This is a genomic window from Nostoc sp. (assembly GCF_036917555.1).
GTDB lineage: Bacteria > Cyanobacteriota > Cyanobacteriia > Cyanobacteriales > Nostocaceae > Nostoc.
The window spans coordinates 91,969-107,510 of sequence record NZ_JBALDD010000033.1 but is presented as its reverse complement, the minus strand read 5'-3'; the positions used below and the strand labels follow the sequence as shown (position 1 = coordinate 107,510).

At 41.6% G+C, this 15,542-nt stretch carries 17 protein-coding genes; 10 read left to right on the top strand and 7 right to left on the bottom strand.

Annotation, left to right across the window (positions count from 1 at the left end):
• The first annotated feature begins 214 nt into the window (after positions 1-214).
• From V7K60_RS14480 to V7K60_RS14465, 4 genes are all read left to right on the top strand, one after another.
• Entirely contained in the window at positions 215-1,111 is an 897-nt protein-coding gene (locus V7K60_RS14480; protein ID WP_292847128.1) for an ABC transporter permease, read from the top strand.
• A gap of 87 nt (positions 1,112-1,198) precedes the next feature.
• Positions 1,199-1,408, top strand: a complete 210-nt coding sequence (locus V7K60_RS14475) for a hypothetical protein (RefSeq protein ID WP_334822535.1) — start codon at positions 1,199-1,201, stop codon at positions 1,406-1,408.
• Positions 1,409-1,483: 75 nt separating this feature from the next.
• Entirely contained in the window at positions 1,484-2,386 is a 903-nt protein-coding gene (locus V7K60_RS14470) for an ROK family protein (protein WP_334926541.1), read from the top strand.
• A gap of 201 nt (positions 2,387-2,587) precedes the next feature.
• Positions 2,588-4,063: a sugar ABC transporter substrate-binding protein gene (locus V7K60_RS14465; protein WP_334926539.1), complete on the top strand. Its 1,476-nt coding sequence runs from the start codon at positions 2,588-2,590 to the stop codon at positions 4,061-4,063.
• A 343-nt stretch (positions 4,064-4,406) separates the two neighbouring features.
• Here V7K60_RS14465 and V7K60_RS14460 read toward each other — a convergent pair whose 3' ends face one another.
• Complete coding sequence (locus tag V7K60_RS14460) at positions 4,407-4,829, bottom strand: hypothetical protein (RefSeq protein ID WP_334926537.1); 423 nt, start codon at positions 4,827-4,829, stop codon at positions 4,407-4,409.
• 146 nt (positions 4,830-4,975) lie between these two features.
• On the bottom strand, positions 4,976-6,613 hold the full coding sequence (locus tag V7K60_RS14455) for a CTP synthase (protein ID WP_334926535.1): 1,638 nt from the start codon (positions 6,611-6,613) through the stop codon (positions 4,976-4,978).
• Between the two features lie 84 nt (positions 6,614-6,697).
• Between V7K60_RS14455 and V7K60_RS14450 the strand changes: the two genes are divergently transcribed.
• The 3 genes from V7K60_RS14450 (at position 6,698) to V7K60_RS14440 (ending at position 9,575) form a co-directional block, all read left to right on the top strand.
• Positions 6,698-8,452, top strand: a complete 1,755-nt coding sequence (locus tag V7K60_RS14450; protein WP_334926533.1) for an N-acetylmuramoyl-L-alanine amidase — start codon at positions 6,698-6,700, stop codon at positions 8,450-8,452.
• 53 nt (positions 8,453-8,505) lie between these two features.
• The gene (locus tag V7K60_RS14445; protein ID WP_334926532.1) at positions 8,506-8,754 is read left to right on the top strand and encodes a hypothetical protein; all 249 of its coding nucleotides are present in this window, start codon (positions 8,506-8,508) and stop codon (positions 8,752-8,754) included.
• A 347-nt stretch (positions 8,755-9,101) separates the two neighbouring features.
• The gene (locus V7K60_RS14440) at positions 9,102-9,575 is read left to right on the top strand and encodes a hypothetical protein (protein ID WP_334926530.1); all 474 of its coding nucleotides are present in this window, start codon (positions 9,102-9,104) and stop codon (positions 9,573-9,575) included.
• 190 nt (positions 9,576-9,765) lie between these two features.
• Here V7K60_RS14440 and V7K60_RS14435 read toward each other — a convergent pair whose 3' ends face one another.
• The 3 genes from V7K60_RS14435 to V7K60_RS14425 form a co-directional block, all read right to left on the bottom strand.
• Positions 9,766-10,656 carry a DUF6615 family protein gene (locus V7K60_RS14435; RefSeq protein ID WP_334926528.1) on the bottom strand — a complete coding sequence of 297 codons (891 nt, stop codon included), beginning with the start codon at positions 10,654-10,656 and terminating at the stop codon, positions 9,766-9,768.
• Between the two features lie 108 nt (positions 10,657-10,764).
• On the bottom strand, positions 10,765-10,887 hold the full coding sequence (locus V7K60_RS14430) for a hypothetical protein (RefSeq protein WP_334926526.1): 123 nt from the start codon (positions 10,885-10,887) through the stop codon (positions 10,765-10,767).
• Positions 10,888-10,990: 103 nt separating this feature from the next.
• The gene (locus V7K60_RS14425; protein WP_334926524.1) at positions 10,991-11,761 is read right to left on the bottom strand and encodes a Uma2 family endonuclease; all 771 of its coding nucleotides are present in this window, start codon (positions 11,759-11,761) and stop codon (positions 10,991-10,993) included.
• A 162-nt stretch (positions 11,762-11,923) separates the two neighbouring features.
• Between V7K60_RS14425 and V7K60_RS14420 the strand changes: the two genes are divergently transcribed.
• A complete protein-coding gene (locus V7K60_RS14420; protein ID WP_334926522.1) occupies positions 11,924-12,325 on the top strand; it encodes a hypothetical protein in 402 nt (133 codons plus the stop codon).
• An 85-nt stretch (positions 12,326-12,410) separates the two neighbouring features.
• On the opposite strand, the gene V7K60_RS14415 is transcribed toward V7K60_RS14420, so the two are convergent.
• Complete coding sequence (locus tag V7K60_RS14415; RefSeq protein ID WP_442944398.1) at positions 12,411-12,995, bottom strand: pentapeptide repeat-containing protein; 585 nt, start codon at positions 12,993-12,995, stop codon at positions 12,411-12,413.
• Between the two features lie 14 nt (positions 12,996-13,009).
• On the opposite strand from V7K60_RS14415, the gene V7K60_RS14410 reads away from it, so the two are divergent.
• Positions 13,010-13,507 (top strand): YraN family protein, encoded by a 498-nt coding sequence (locus tag V7K60_RS14410; RefSeq protein ID WP_334926520.1) that lies wholly within the window; start codon positions 13,010-13,012, stop codon positions 13,505-13,507.
• Between the two features lie 70 nt (positions 13,508-13,577).
• Here the strand turns inward: V7K60_RS14410 and V7K60_RS14405 are convergent, their stop codons facing one another.
• Entirely contained in the window at positions 13,578-13,967 is a 390-nt protein-coding gene (locus V7K60_RS14405) for a hypothetical protein (RefSeq protein ID WP_012412259.1), read from the bottom strand.
• 245 nt (positions 13,968-14,212) lie between these two features.
• Between V7K60_RS14405 and queA the strand changes: the two genes are divergently transcribed.
• The gene (gene queA, locus V7K60_RS14400) at positions 14,213-15,442 is read left to right on the top strand and encodes a tRNA preQ1(34) S-adenosylmethionine ribosyltransferase-isomerase QueA (RefSeq protein WP_334926551.1); all 1,230 of its coding nucleotides are present in this window, start codon (positions 14,213-14,215) and stop codon (positions 15,440-15,442) included.
• Positions 15,443-15,542 lie beyond the last annotated feature (100 nt).

The following is a 15,542-nucleotide window of genomic DNA, read 5'->3' as shown; positions in this document are numbered from 1 at the left end:
ATATTTAAATGTGTCGCTATATTGATCCGTTTCGGCATAGTTCATAGATGCACTCTTGACTTTTATCATAAGCGATTATGCGAACATGATATTACTCAGTCTAGCTCTGTAACCACCACTCAAGAAATTGGACTTTTATCCAGGATGTTTACGCAATCCCCTGTCTAATATGTAAAATGGTCAGCGTATCTTGCTTGATCCAGGCGATCGCACCATGGCCATTACAAAACGGCGGCTACCGACATTTTTACAGTTTGGCAAAAGTTTCAATCTTTCCCAAAAACTCATGCTCATCGGGTTAGCCATTACCCTATTTTTCATCTTCCTGGCCTTCTTTGCTCCCGTATTGCAGGCTTGGGGATGGCTGCAAAACCCCAAAGATTTTCTCTCTAATCCAATTCACGAGCCACCCTCAGCTAAACATTGGTTTGGTACTAGTCGCCTGGGCTATGATGTGTTCTCCCGGACATTGTTCGGCGCTCAAGCTGCTTTGCAGGTGGTGATTTTGGCAACGGCGCTGAGTATGATTATCGGTGTGCCTTTGGGGATGCTCAGTGGGTATCTCGGCGGGAAGTTGGATAAAGTGTTGCTATTTATTATGGACAGCATCTACACTCTACCGGGGCTACTGCTGTCTGTGACACTGGCGTTTGTGGTGGGGCGTGGGATATTAAATGCAGCGATCGCTATTAGCATTGCCTACATACCCCAATATTATCGTGTTGTTCGTAACCACACCGTGAGCGTGAAAACTGAAGTGTTCATCGAAGCTGCTCAAGCAATGGGCGCTTCTACTTGGGTTGTGCTTTCTCGTTATCTGTTTTTCAACGTCATTCAAAGCGTACCTGTCCTATTTACACTTAATGCCGCTGATGCGATTTTGGTGTTGGGCGGTTTGGGTTTTTTGGGGCTAGGACTTCCTGAAGAAGTGGCAGAATGGGGACATGATTTAAAACAAGCCCTAGAAGCTCTACCTACTGGCATTTGGTGGACTACCCTTTTCCCTGGTTTAACGATGACATTCATGGTGGTAGGGTTATCACTACTTGGTGAGGGGTTAAATGAATTTGTCAATCCCCGATTACGGAGAGAAAATAGAATCCGACAGTAATCATTGGTCATTAGTCATTAGTCATTGGTCATTAGTTTTAGACAAAGGATAAAGGACAAATGACAAATAAACAATACAGAGATTTATATGAAAGATAATCTAACGTTAATTGCTGCCGCTACTGGCGGGTTTATCCTTTCCATTGCTCTTGCTGGTATCTTAAGAGGTGCGCCAATTACAGCTTGGCAAGAGCAATCAAGTTTCCGCAGCACGACTTTTGCTAATTTACAGAAATCGGAGTTGAAAGCTGCGCGTCTTCTCCCAAGCGGAGACACTGTGCGAACAGATCGGGGTTGAAAACGACTCGCGCCCAATAATAGGGAATAGCTGTTCACCAATTACCAATGCCCCATGCCCAAGGACAAATGACAAATGACAAATGACAAAATTCAAGTAATTGGCATTGATGTCGGGGGAACAGCAATTAAGCTGGGGCGTTTTGCAGATGATGGTACTTGTCTGCAATCTTTGACTGTGGTATCTCCTCAACCAACAACGCCGGAGGCTGTGTTGGTGGTGCTGGTAGATGCGATCGCTCAAATTGATCCAGATAATCAAGCTGTTGCCATTGGTGTTGGTACTCCTGGCCCATCCGATGCCGCAGGACGTATTGCCAAAATCGCTATTAACTTACCTGAATGGATCGATGTGCCTTTAGCAGACTGGTTAGAAGCTAAAACTGGCAAACCGACTGCGATCGCTAATGATGCTAATTGCGCTCTTTTGGGAGAAGCTTGGCTAGGAGCCGGTCGCCACTTTCAAAATCTAATTCTGCTAACTTTAGGTACTGGGGTTGGTGGTGCAATTATCCTTGATGGCAAACTATTCATTGGACATCAAGGAGCCGCCGGGGAATTGGGTTTAATTTCATTAAATCCTGATGGCCCAATTTGTAATAGTGGCAATCGAGGCTCTTTGGAACAATATGCTTGTGCAACTGCGATTCGCCGCCGCACTCTCAAAGAACCCATCGAATTGGGTTTTCTTGCCCAACAAGGAGATGCCGCAGCATTGACTTTTTGGCAAGAATATGGTGTTAATTTAGGAATTGGTTTGACGAGTTTGATTTATGTACTCACACCGCAAGCGATCGTGATTGGTGGCGGTATCAGTGGCAGCTTTGAGTTTTTCTTACCCGCAGTGAAGGCAGAAATTGAGAAGCGAGTGCAGCCTTTATCACGAGCGGGTTTACAAATATTGCCAGCGGAGTTAGGCAATTTTGCAGGGATAGTAGGTGCAGCAAAGTTGGCATGGCAAAACTATTCAAGATTTTAAATTATGGTTCAAACAATCCCAGCTAGAGACATCAGTCTTTAGGAATTAGAAGAAAAATTTGGTTTGCAACTTGTTACAGACACCAACTTTTTTACAGAATAGACAGAGAACTTAGGATTGCGGATTAAATAAGACTTGAATAAGCGCTATGTGATGTCAGAAGATGCAGTAAAGATGTTTTTCTGGCAAAAATCATAAAAAATGAGTATGTTATTCAGAACCAAAGCCAGTCCAATGGCTAAAGGCTTTAAGAATCAGCAAAAAGTCAAGCAAACTTTTATCGTAATGCTAATAAGAGCTAGCCATCGCTATGTACTCGTGGCATTGATACTCAGCTTGATAATTCTTGCCTGCATTAACATCTTAAAATCTAACCAATCCTTAGTCACCGAGTCTCCGATTAACAGTAAAGTTCTAAAGATTTGGTCAGATAAAGGTTATACTTTGGAAGAGGATGAAGCGCTCCAGAAGATCATTAGTAACTGGGAACAACAAAGCGGCAACAAAATTAAACTTACTTTCTATACTAACGATGAGTTGCCACAAAAGACTCAAAGAGCACTTCAGGCAGGTAATTCGCCTGATCTCGTTATAAATAGCAGTGCTGAGAGGGAGCTGTATCCACGTCTTGCCTGGGAAGGTAAACTGGCAGATGTCTCTGATGTAATTGAGCCAGTCAAAAGTATTTATTCTGAAGGTGTGCTGGAAGCAGTTCGTTTATATAACAACGTTGATAAAAAGCCGAGTTACTATGCAGTCCCAATTAATCAATTAACAATTCACATTTTCTACTGGCGAGACTTGCTAGAGCAAGTAGGTCGAACTCAAAGCGATATTCCTAAAGAGTGGGATGCTTTCTGGGAGTTTTGGAAACAAGTGCAGGATGATTTGCGCGCACAGCAAAAACAGAATATTTACGGGTTAGGCTTTCCTTTCTCCACTGGGTCTACAGATACCTACTACTTATTTGAGCAGATTTTAGAGGCATACAATGTCCAAATTTTAGACTCCAAGGGTCAACTTCTCCTCAACGATCCTCAGGTGCATCAAGGTATTGTTAAAAGCTTAGAGTGGTATGCGAAATTTTTCCAGCAGGGCTACGTACCACCAGACGCAGTAAACTGGTTAAATCCAGACAATAATCGCAGCTTGCTCAATCGTGGCGTGATTATGACGCCTAACTCCTCGCTCTCGATTCCTGCTGCTGTCCGCCAAGATTCTGACACCTATCGTAACAAGCTTGGTATCCTAGAATTTCCGAACAAACCCAATGGTAAACCGATGCGCTACTTAGTCTCGATTAATGAAATAGTTTTGTTTGCCGAGTCTAAAAACCAAAAGGTAGCCAAAGACTTTCTCGCGTATTTAATTAAACCTGAGATTATAGGAAACTATCTCAAAGCTACCGGAGGTCGGTATCTACCAGTAATGAAGCCTGTTTGGAAAGACCCTTTTTGGACAAATCCAGCAGATCCTCATCTTTCCACTGCAACTCAAACACTAACTAAAGATACTCGCCCATTTTATATTGTCCAAAACCCTGCTTACAGCCTAGTTTTAGAAGAGAATGTTTGGGGTAAGGCTCTCAATCGAATAGTTGTCAATAGCATATCTCCAGAAGAAGCAGCAGACACGGCAATTGAGCGGATAAAACAAATTTTTAACGAATGGCAGTGAGCTATATGCAATTTTAGAATTAGCACCTTACAACTAAAGTTACAATTTTCTTCTTAGATAACTCTACAAAAAAGATGATTTATATCAGGTTCGGTTAAACACTTATAATACCTGTAGGTTGAGTTGAGGAGCGAAACCCAACATTTGATCCTTATTCATGTTGGGTTTTACGGCAGTGAAACCCAACCTATATTGATAGATTTTATTATAAGTAATTACCCGGACTTGATATCAATAGCTAGGCTAATTGAGCAAAAATTTCCACAAACCATTTTTTAAGATTGGGAAGACAGTAAATCTGTTTTTAAACTTTATTTTTATCTTGTTCTGCTACACAGGAATTTCAAGACAAAGAATATCCTGTTGCTTTCTTAACGTATTTCACAACTTTATCATAAGATTCAGGATTACTTACAGGGTTGATGATAATAGGAATAGTGCCATCTGGCAACCAAAAAGTTATCCTGCCGTTCGGTTCATGACAAAAGGAACTGATGCAGTTGAGATTAATTACATATTCATTTTTTTCGTAAATTATTTTTACCCAATGGGCACAATCTAATTTTAATCCTGTCACACATTCTAAATAATCGAGAATTTTTTGATAGTCTTCCAGGTTATTTTGTGGATTAATTACTATGGGAATAGCACTATCGGGTAGCCAAAAAGTAACTCTGCCATTCAGTTCATAACAAAAAGCATGGACACGTTCAAAATTAACTACATATTCTTTCCTTTCGTAAAGGATTTTCACCCAGTACGCCACAACATCTCCCCAAGTCCGAAATTTACGAATGATGCACCCTATATGTCCAAGTCTACTGAAGCCTTAAGTTAATGTTGTTATTCACCAATTCAAAATCTAAAAAATTAATTTTGAATTACGAATTACGAATTACAAATTACGAATTGTTATGACACCTCCAATGGTGTTGGTGTGCTAGATGTTAACAGAGAAAGAGCGATCGCTGTTTGAATGAACCCTTTAAATAAAGGATGAGGTGTACTGGGGCGTGATTGAAATTCTGGATGAAATTGACAAGCAAGAAAGAATGGGTGCTTGGGTAATTCCACAATTTCAACTAAACGTCCATCGGGAGAAGTACCACTAATCACATAGCCAGACTTTAACAACAAATCGCGGTAAGCATTATTGAACTCATAGCGGTGTCGATGTCGTTCATAAATCACATCTTCTTGATAAAGCTTAAAAGCTAAAGTATCAGGGAGAATACGACAAGGGTATAGTCCCAAGCGCATTGTACCCCCTAAATCTACAACTTCCTGCTGTTCTGGCAATAAATTAATTACCGGATCAATTGTGTAAGGGTCAAATTCAGCACTATTAGCACCTGTTAATCCCCCTACGTGCCTGGCCCATTCAATCACGGAACATTGCATTCCCAGGCATAAACCCAAGAAGGGAATTTGGCGATCGCGGGCGTATTTAATCGCGGCAATTTTACCATCGACTCCCCGAACCCCGAAACCTCCTGGTACAACTATGCCATCAACACCCTGAAGATAATTTTCGGCTGGTTCAGTTTCCAAATCTTCTGAGTTCACCCAACGCAGACGCAGTTTGCCATAAGTGGAGATTGCAGCATGGTTCAGCGCTTCTACTACAGATAGATAGGCATCACTTAACTGCACATATTTACCAACGATGGCAATTTCTACCTCGTGCTTGGGACTATGTAACCGTTTTACCAGGGTTTGCCACTGCGTCAAATCTGGTTTACGTTGTTCCATTTGCAGCAAGTTCAGCACTTGTTCTGCCATTCCTTCCCGTTCTAGATTCAGCGGTACTTCATAGATACTTTTGGCATCTTGAGAAGTGATGACGCATTCTTCCGGTACATCGCAAAATCCCGACAATTTCTGCTTTAATCCCTTAGGTAAAGGGCGATCGCTCCGACAAACTAAAATATCTGGTTGAATACCAATGGATCTCAGTTCCTTAACTGAATGCTGTGTTGGCTTAGTTTTCATTTCACCCGCAGAGGCAATCCACGGCACCAGCGTGACGTGCATATACAGCACATTCTGCCGTCCCACCTCTTTACGGAACTGGCGAATTGCTTCCAAAAACGGCAGTGATTCAATATCTCCCACCGTCCCGCCAATTTCTGTAATTACTACAGAAGGGTTTGTACTTTTAGCAACACGCAAAATCCGCTCTTTAATTTCATTGGTAATATGAGGAATTACCTGTACAGTACCGCCATTGTAGTCTCCGCGCCGTTCTTTATTGATGACTGCCTGGTAAATCGAGCCAGTAGTCACACAATTTAAGCGCGACATCGATGTATCAGTAAAGCGTTCGTAATGCCCCAAGTCTAAATCTGTCTCCGCACCATCTTGGGTAACGAATACTTCCCCATGCTGAAAGGGACTCATTGTGCCAGGATCGATATTGATATAAGGGTCGAGTTTGAGAATCGACACAGAATATTCGCGCGACTTGAGCAAACGCCCTAGACTTGCTGCTACAATGCCCTTACCAATACTGGAAACTACGCCTCCAGTAACAAAGATAAACTTAGTCATAGTAGTTTGAATTTCTAACAACTTCTAAAAATACATCCCGTCATTGTGCCACAGTTGTTGTGGTGTCATCTTCTGTGATTTGCTGTGAAAAACCTCTTAGGATTAGTAATATTAGGCTTTATTCTCTCCTCCTCCATAGCATTGGCACAGCCATCTCTTATAGTCATTTTTCCCCAGACAAACTACCAGACAAGTGCCCAAAAAATCTTTTTTCTGGGCACTGCACCACCAGATGGTCAGGTTTTGATCAATAGTAAGCCAATTACCCGCAGCAAAGCTGGTCATTTTTCCCCTAGTTTCCCCTTGCAGTTGGGGGAGAATCTTTTTACTGTGCGTCGCCAGAATCAAGAACTTAAAATTAAGGTAATCAGGCTTAACACTAGCCCTGAACTACCACAGGGGGTAGCCTTTGCGAAAGATTCCCTGACTCCCGCAGTTGACATTGCCAGATTACCGGGAGAAGTAATTTGTTTTGGCGCGATCGCACCCCCTAACGCTAATGTCTCTGTAAACTTGGCTAATCAAACTATTGCTCTTTTACCGCAACCTCAACAGGCACAACTACCAAGTAATTTGGCAGCTTTGACAGGGCAAAATCAGCCTCATGCCCAGTCTAGCGTAGGCAACTATCAAGGTTGCACCACAGTGGCAACAGCTGCCGATCTGGAAAAACCTCAATTTCAACTGACGCTTGATGGCAAGACGATCACTCAACCAGGATCTGGTAAGATTGAAATCCTCTCAAGAGCACAGTTGCCAGTTTCTGAGGTTACAGTAGAGTCAGGTGTTGCTCGTACTGGCCCTAGCACCGATTATTCTCGACTCACACCACTGCCCAAAGGCACACGCGCAACAGTTACAGGTAGGGAAGGTGAATGGTTGCGCCTAGATTATGGCGCTTGGATTAATAGTAAAGAAACCCGCATTCTACCTGGTGCAGTTCCGCCACAAACAATAATTCGCAGTGTCGGATACCGTCAACTCCCTAGTGCGACAGAGATAATTTTCCCCTTGCAAGTTCCCGTACCCGTGAGCGTACAACAAAGTGAGCAAACTCTCGCTCTCACTCTCTACAATACCACTGCCCAAACAGACATAATTCGCCTGGATGATAACCCCCTAATTTATCGCCTAGACTGGCAACAGGAAGCCCCAGGACAAGTAAAATACACCTTTAACCTCAAAAAAGCTCAACAGTGGGGATACAAGCTAAGATACGACGGTACAACCCTGGTTTTGGCTTTGCGTTATCCGCCTAAAATCGGGAACACAAGACGCAAGCTTTTAGCTAATTTCAAGATTGTACTAGATCCAGGGCATGGCGGTAAAGAATCTGGTGCCAGTGGCCCAACTGGATATTTAGAAAAAGATGTGAATTTGGTGGTATCTAAGTTACTGCGCGACGATTTGGTGAAGGAAGGAGCAACGGTAGTAATGACACGGGAGGATGATCAGGAGATTTCGCTAGTAGAACGTCAGGCAATTATCAGTCGAGAAGAACCTGCGATCGCTCTTTCCATACATCACAATTCTCTACCCGATGATGGCGATGCCGAGAAAATCAAGGGATTTGCCGCTTTTTGGTATCAACCCCAAGCCCATAACCTCGCAATGTTTTTACACAACTATGTAGTCAAAAAAATCGGTAGACCTTCTTATGGTGTGTTTTGGGATAACCTGGCACTGACACGTCCGACAGCTGCACCATCGGTGTTGTTGGAATTGGGTTTTATGAGCAATCCTGATGAATTTGAGCAGATAGTGAACCCAGAGGTACAGAAGAAAACGGCTGATGCGATCGCTCAGGGGATTACTGAGTGGTTTAGGAGTGTGAGATAAATTTGGAGGTACAACACTAGTTTTTCATTGTATTTGGTGGAGTGCGATAGATCATGATTACTAAAGAAGAAATTACTATCAAAGTTCCCTCTGAGGTAGCAGAGGCATACCGCAATGCCACTGAAGAAGAACAGGAACAATTGCAACTTAAGATTGCGGCAATTATGCAGTCTCAATTTACAACTCCGAGACTTGAGGCCATTGCACGTTTGAGAAACACAATGGATAAAGCTAGTCTTGAAGCACAAGAGCGACGATTAACGCCTGAAATCTTAAAATCGATTTTGAATGATGACAAATAATCGGCGGTTCGTTTTTGATACTAATGTACTAATTAGTGCATTGAAGATGAGAACATAACACAACCGCCTAAAGATTTTGCTGCTAAGATCGCTGAAATCAAACAACGTGGCGATCGTTCTCAATCTATTATCCGACGGGGTTCTACAGGTCAAGACTTGCTCAAATTTGCTGGTACTTGGCGTGGGGATGACCTAGAGGAGTGCCTAGCATTTCTTCATGCAACTCGCTCAAAAGCGAAGTTTTAAGCCAATAATTTATGAATAAATATCATTATTGCTACTGATGCGGTTAGCAGTAATAGTGAGTGAAGCTGGAGAAATGTTTGAAGCTTTGATCGCAAAAAATTATGTCAATTCCACAATTTCTTGCTGCTGCTAATGGTATAGCTCAGTTATGGTCTTCTGCTGACAGACAATTTTTAGGGTTGCTATCAAGTGACCGACATGATACGAACTCCATTAGTAATCTTGATGGGATTTATGGCAGTTTGCATAGCACCCATAGTATTCGTAACCTGCATGGTTTATACGGAGGTGTTCATGGAGGGCAAAGTCCTTATAATCCTTACTGTAGTAACCCACCTGTTGTTTCTTATCAAAATCAAATAGTGTTAGTTATTACAAGAAATATTAATATTCAAACGAATGGATTACCAATAATTGATCCAGATTTTCTGTTAGGTGTATATATGCAACTTGGTTATTCACCAAATATGTTTTACCCTACCTCAACCCCAATGGATAGATTAAATCAAGCTGTTTGGAATAGTCAGCAGTCTTTAAATCAATCAGCAGGAATCATTGCATCCATGTTTCAGTAATTGTTGTGTTACTTGTCTTCTGGAAAGTGAATAATTTCTCAGAGATGGGATTACAGCAGTGATTTAAAAGCCAAACTCATAGGTAAAAGTTGGCGAGTTAAGCGTGCCAACGTAGAACATTACTTTAATAAACTGTTTTAAATTTGTTGTTTAATTTTACTAAATACTAAAGGTTAGAATTAATTGATTTCTAAAGGTTACTTATAAACTCGTCTAGTTGCTCACATCCTCTATCTCGTTCCTTAAAAACAGTAATCGTTCGCAAATTTGGGTCAGGGCGATCTACTAGTTCGTTATTCATTAACTTAATTACTTGTTGGGGTGGTTTATCTACAAAGCAGATTTTATTATATTTTTCTAAATATTTATTTTGCCATTCATTTAGTTCCAGAAGAATATTATCATCAAGTTCTTCAAGAATCAAGTTCTCTATTGGACGGATAAAATTCGCCCAATAATCATAAACTCTCTCCGGTAATTCACGTGATTTATCTTTGCCAGAAGATACTAAATAATGCCAAGGACGCATATATTGAAGCAAATGTTTTAGATGTTTTGGCTTATTCTTGCAGCGTAAAAAACGAACTGCAAATGCAGGAAGTATGGAACAGCCATAAATCTCCCTTAAGCTGTAGTAGTTCTGATAGTCTAAAGGTAGTTCAGTTGAATTACTCCAGTTTGAATAAAGGCAGTACAAAGGAATCCGGGGATGTGGTTTGGCTAAAGAATCATTTATGAGAATGTCGCATTGATGTAATGAATTTTTTGAGTTTTTGTAATAAAGATGCTCGAAACATTGCTTTTTAATATCTATAACTTTAGCCTGTACTCGAAATCCTATCCATTTGTTTGCACTGGAATTAGTAAACCACCATTCCCAATCAGCGCCGTTTGTTCCTTCGTCTATTTTATTAAATGTTATGCTGCAAATTTCAGCCGAGTGCCTGATTTTTAGCTCAATAATATTTAAATCTGTTAAAGTTTCTTCTCCAATTTGACAATTGATAGAACGTCCTTTATCAAGCATATCCCATGTCCACAAGGCACGGCTTCTGAAAGTGTCACATAAAGTTGGACGCATATAGAAAATATAAAAAGTAATACATAGTTTTAGTATTCCCCAACTCAAGTGAAAGTTTAGTATTTAAAGAAATATTAAGAAATCCGATTACAGCAAGTGATTTAAAAGTCAAATTAGGGCATCAGATGCGATCGCCTCACTGCCAAACCCAGAAGATGGAGCAATGTAGAAGATAGCAAAAACAGCCCTCAAGTTATTGAAAGGTGTGTTGGCGTAGCCCGTCGTAGACATCGCTGATTTGCCTATTACTCAAAAGCTAGTTTAATTCTGTGGTAAGCTTTTACCCGTGATTACTAAGTTTTTTGGCTTGCCATAACTTACGCAAATATTACTCTTATAAATCGATACCCATTGCCCTAAGCCGTTCTGCTAATTGTGCAACTTTTTGTTCTGCTTGCTCGGCCCTTTGCCTTTGCAACTCGGCTTCTTCTTTACCAATCAGTAATAAATTTCCCTCTAAATCCCACCAGCGCAACCAAAATTGCTCAGGATTATTTAAATAATTTCCTTGCCATAACCCTAGTTCCACTCCTAAAGGAGGAATTGGATAACGACCTTGCTCATTAGGCTGCATTTTGTGATATGAAAAATCTACGAGATGATAAACCTCTAGTTTTTCATTACTAATTTCATAAATGGCATAGTAAGGAATTCGGATTACTCGCTCATATACCCAAAATTTACCTGGTTTTGCCCCTTCCCGACTACCAGCTAGAGGTAAAGGAGTGACATCTCGTTCTTCATCGCCATTACCACTAGCTAGTTCTATGGCAATCAATGGAGGTATGTATTCCCGCCATAAAACGTATGAGCGACGGTTTTTGCCATCTAGCCTTGGTGGTACACCAGGGACATAAAACCAGTCCGGTGCTGCTGCTCCTTTTTCTGGCGGATCGGTTTCTCGCCAGTAAATACCGCAATCTTGACCAATGCAATACTGTCCATCTGGATGTAGGTTTTGCAAAACCTGAGCGATTGAGTCTGTAAGAATGATGGTTTGGGGATGTTCTTGAAAATTTTTCACAAACGTACCATCAGACTCTGGTAGTTGAGTGTGATCGGGAAACTGGGGTGGTATGGCAATATCAGCAAGTGTTTCACTCATACTTTGAAAAGTATTGCAGCTATTTATATAGTCCTTTACGCTTCCCATTAGGTATTACGAAGTAGTATAACACCTTGCTATATCTTGATTTCAGTGCTTCTACCCTGCCAGAACAACTTGATTGCGGGTAGAAATATATGAAATCTTATATTTTGAAAACGTATGTGTTTTAAAATCGGCGGTATAGTGGGAGCGATCGCTATTTTATTGAGTAATGGCAGTGCGATTGCTAAAGATGTTGACGCAGCCATCGCTCAAGATGCAGAAAGATATATCACTGTCGGCCATGATAAATTAGGAAACAGCGTAGCTCTGGATACAAAAACTATTAAGGGCACGATATACAAGCTTTACGGGATCTATGGAGATGGCATCTTCGAGACTACCTTTGATGCATCGTGCAAAGAATCGCGGCTGTTTCGCAATCGCATTGCGATTTACGGATCAGAAGGACAGCTACTTGAAGAGGATAAAGAAAAAGGAGAAATCCCTTTTGTAGCAAGTTCTTCACCAGGCAAAGGTATGAAAATTGTTTGTCAAAAGATTGGTGCAAGTGGTTGGTAGTTGCTCAATATTTTATGAGTAGGGAATGGGGAATAAGCAATGCACAATGCCCAATTCCCAATTCCCAATTCCCAGCTAAAAAATACTAAGGACAAAACAACGTGTCACGCGTATCTCGTCCTGTAATAGGATTAGTCCCTTTAGCAAGTTTGCACAATTTTTTTTGCTCATCGGGACGCAGCAGCGTATCGGTAAAATCTGCCCCATCAATGATTGCACCATCAAATCTGGCGTTAGCAGCAAACGCACCCTCCAACAGTGCATTTGTCAAATTTGCTCTGACTAAACGAGCCGAGTCTAAAGTCGCATTTCTCAAATCAGAACCCTCCAAATTCGCAGACTCTAAATTTGCTGCAAAGAAACTGACACCGTTCAAATTAGCATGGCTAAAGTTGCTCTGGCGAAGATTAGCTTTAGTAAAGCTGGAGTCTGTTAAATCACGTCCAGAGAAATCAGCCTCGACCAAGATTTCTTTATTATATTCGAGTGCCAAAGCTGTTGAAGCAAAACCTACGGTTGCAGTGATGCCAACTATTCCCCAAAGGAATAAACTGAGTATAATTGCCCAAATTCGATGGTCTGTTTTACGCTTCAATTCCAACTCAGTACTAGATAAGTTGAGTGTAGAACCTGCTGTGCGATCGCTTAACCTAGAATTCACAGAATTCATGATATTTTTAGTCAATGGCTAACCTTCCTCAATCTCATTATCCAGATATTGGTTCATTAGGAGAAGACTTAGTAACCCAATGGTTGCAATCTACTGGTTGGATAATTCTTCATCGCCGCTTTTCTAGTCGCTGGGGGGAAATTGATATTATTGCTCAACATGATGGACGAACTGGGGAAAAACTCCTTACTCAGCACTCATTATTGGCATTTGTTGAAGTCAAAACCCGTAGTTCAGGTAGTTGGGATGCCGGAGGAAGAAGCGCAATCACTCCACAAAAGCAGGCAAAAATCTGGCGTACAGCTGGAATATTCTTAGCCCAGTATCCTGAGAAGGCAGATTATTCTTGTCGATTTGATGTTGCTATTGTCTACTGTCAAAAGATATCAAAAAATTTGACTGGGGTTACAGCAAATCAAGAAGCTCTGGCTACTTCATCAGTACCCGGATACAAGTTTAAGCTGCAAGAATACATTCTGGCAGCTTTTGACTCTTCAATTGATAATGGTTAATCGGTAATAGATAAAATATCTTAATTACCAATGACCAATAATTTTGTAGTGACGTTACAACCAAATAGTGTTAAGCCAAAGTTTCTGGACAATAACCTAAGCCCCGGACAAACTGTTGCCGGAACGCTTCAATTTCATCTCTCTCTGGGCTACCATGAGAAACGATCGCTACTTGATAGCGACGCATCACATCCACAGGACATTGTCCCGCTTCCAAACTCCAAAGTGCCATTTGCACCCTCATTGGCGGTTCGTAGCTAATTCCTAATTCATTTAGAAAAGCACGAAAGTCGCCATCTTCTTGGGGCGAAACTTGACCTTTGAGTTTGATCCTAACCACCCAGCCATCAATTTGATGAATTACGGTGACGAACGAAACTGGTGTCTGGGGTCTAGCGTGGAGGTGTTGAACGACCCTCAGGGTTAGACTGGCATTTGCCAGATAGTACAAGTATTCCATGTTTGTTGGTGCTTGGGATCAAAGCCAATCCTACATATCTATATTCGTCAATCAGTGCCTGTTCCCGGTAGGGTAAAAGCCCCCGTTTTTAGATGGGGAGGTTTACCCAATTTTTATGTTAATTTTTCCGTGTTACTTAATAGTAACAATCTTATAGCCTAGCGACAAAACTGAGCGAAGATACCTTAAAGTTCCTTTAGAAGGGAAAACTTAACCCAGGCTTTTTAAGAGAGTATAAATACTAAATAAAGCAAAAACTAGTACAAGCCAATTTGAAAGATACTTCTAGCCCACAAGAAAAAGATTTGGAATTAGATTGCTCGGTAGCTGGCTATGATTACAAACTACCTCCAGAACTCATTGCCCAAAACCCAGCAGTTCCTAGAGATAGTTCGCGGTTACTGGTGGTTAATTCTCCCACTACAGGCACCAAAACAGCATCCCTACACCACATTTTCCATGATTTACCTGCACTATTGCGCTCTGGTGATTTGTTGGTTATGAACAATACAAGGGTCATTCCAGCGCGGCTTTATGGTTATAAATCCACTGGTGCGAAAATCCAGGTGTTGCTGTTGGAAGAACGGCAGCATAACTGTTGGTTAGCTTTAGTTAAGCCGGGAAAAAGCTTCAAACAGGGAGCTAAGATTATTTTTGAACCAAGGCAATTGGGGATTGAGGATTGTAAAGATTCTTCCCTAGTCCCTAGTCCCCAGCGATGCACTGAGCTTGTCGAAGTGTTCTCATTACCCAGTTCCCAACTCACCGCTACGGTTCTAGAAACAGACGCAGCAACCGGGGGGCGTTTGTTGCAATTTGATGTACCAGAGGGAAAGACTTTGGTGCAACTGTTAGAGGTATTTGGTGAAGTACCGTTACCACCGTACATCACTACCTCAGAAGCAGCTGATGAGCAGTATCAGACAGTTTATGCTAAACAGCCAGGAGCGATCGCAGCTCCGACGGCAGGATTACACTTTACCCCAGAATTATTACAACAGTTGCGCGATCGCAAAATCAATCAAGCTTTTGTGACGCTACACGTTGGTGTCGGTACATTTCGCCCTGTGGAAGTAGAGGACGTAACTACCCATCAGATGCATGAAGAATGGATTGAAGTTCCCGCCGCCACAGTAGAGCAAATCCGCGCCACTAAAGCTGCTGGCGGTCGAATTATTGCTGTGGGAACAACGGCAGTACGGGCTTTAGAAGGGGCGGCTCAATCGGGTAATTTACAACCATTTTGTGGAAAAACAGACTTGTTTATTTATCCTGGCTACCAATGGCGGGTGGTAGATGGTTTGATTACGAATTTTCACTTACCGCGTTCCAGTTTGTTGATGTTGGTAAGTGCCTTAATTGGCAGACAACGATTATTGAATATATACAACGAAGCGATCGCTTTTGGATATCGTTTTTATTCATTCGGTGATGCCATGCTAATTTTGCCGTCAGCTATGGGAGTGGGGAGTTAGGAGTAGGACGCGATTAATCGCGTCTGTTAAAAGTTGAGAATTTGGAATTTTTTCTTTCGTGGTGGGTACTCTGGCTTATGAGGAGTTAAAAATAAGTACA

Excerpts from the sequence above, each read along its gene's own strand:
- V7K60_RS14480 (WP_292847128.1), top strand. The coding sequence starts at position 215 with ATGGCCATTACAAAACGGCGGCTACCGACATTTTTACAGTTTGGCAAA.
- V7K60_RS14475 (WP_334822535.1), top strand. The coding sequence starts at position 1,199 with ATGAAAGATAATCTAACGTTAATTGCTGCCGCTACTGGCGGGTTTATC.
- V7K60_RS14470 (WP_334926541.1), top strand. The coding sequence starts at position 1,484 with ATGACAAATGACAAAATTCAAGTAATTGGCATTGATGTCGGGGGAACA.
- V7K60_RS14465 (WP_334926539.1), top strand. The coding sequence starts at position 2,588 with ATGAGTATGTTATTCAGAACCAAAGCCAGTCCAATGGCTAAAGGCTTT.
- V7K60_RS14455 (WP_334926535.1), bottom strand. The coding sequence starts at position 6,613 with ATGACTAAGTTTATCTTTGTTACTGGAGGCGTAGTTTCCAGTATTGGT.
- V7K60_RS14445 (WP_334926532.1), top strand. The coding sequence starts at position 8,506 with ATGATTACTAAAGAAGAAATTACTATCAAAGTTCCCTCTGAGGTAGCA.
- V7K60_RS14440 (WP_334926530.1), top strand. The coding sequence starts at position 9,102 with ATGTCAATTCCACAATTTCTTGCTGCTGCTAATGGTATAGCTCAGTTA.
- V7K60_RS14435 (WP_334926528.1), bottom strand. The coding sequence starts at position 10,656 with ATGCGTCCAACTTTATGTGACACTTTCAGAAGCCGTGCCTTGTGGACA.
- V7K60_RS14430 (WP_334926526.1), bottom strand. The coding sequence starts at position 10,887 with ATGTCTACGACGGGCTACGCCAACACACCTTTCAATAACTTGAGGGCT.
- V7K60_RS14425 (WP_334926524.1), bottom strand. The coding sequence starts at position 11,761 with ATGAGTGAAACACTTGCTGATATTGCCATACCACCCCAGTTTCCCGAT.
- V7K60_RS14420 (WP_334926522.1), top strand. The coding sequence starts at position 11,924 with ATGTGTTTTAAAATCGGCGGTATAGTGGGAGCGATCGCTATTTTATTG.
- V7K60_RS14415 (WP_442944398.1), bottom strand. The coding sequence starts at position 12,995 with ATGAATTCTGTGAATTCTAGGTTAAGCGATCGCACAGCAGGTTCTACA.
- V7K60_RS14410 (WP_334926520.1), top strand. The coding sequence starts at position 13,010 with ATGGCTAACCTTCCTCAATCTCATTATCCAGATATTGGTTCATTAGGA.
- V7K60_RS14405 (WP_012412259.1), bottom strand. The coding sequence starts at position 13,967 with ATGGAATACTTGTACTATCTGGCAAATGCCAGTCTAACCCTGAGGGTC.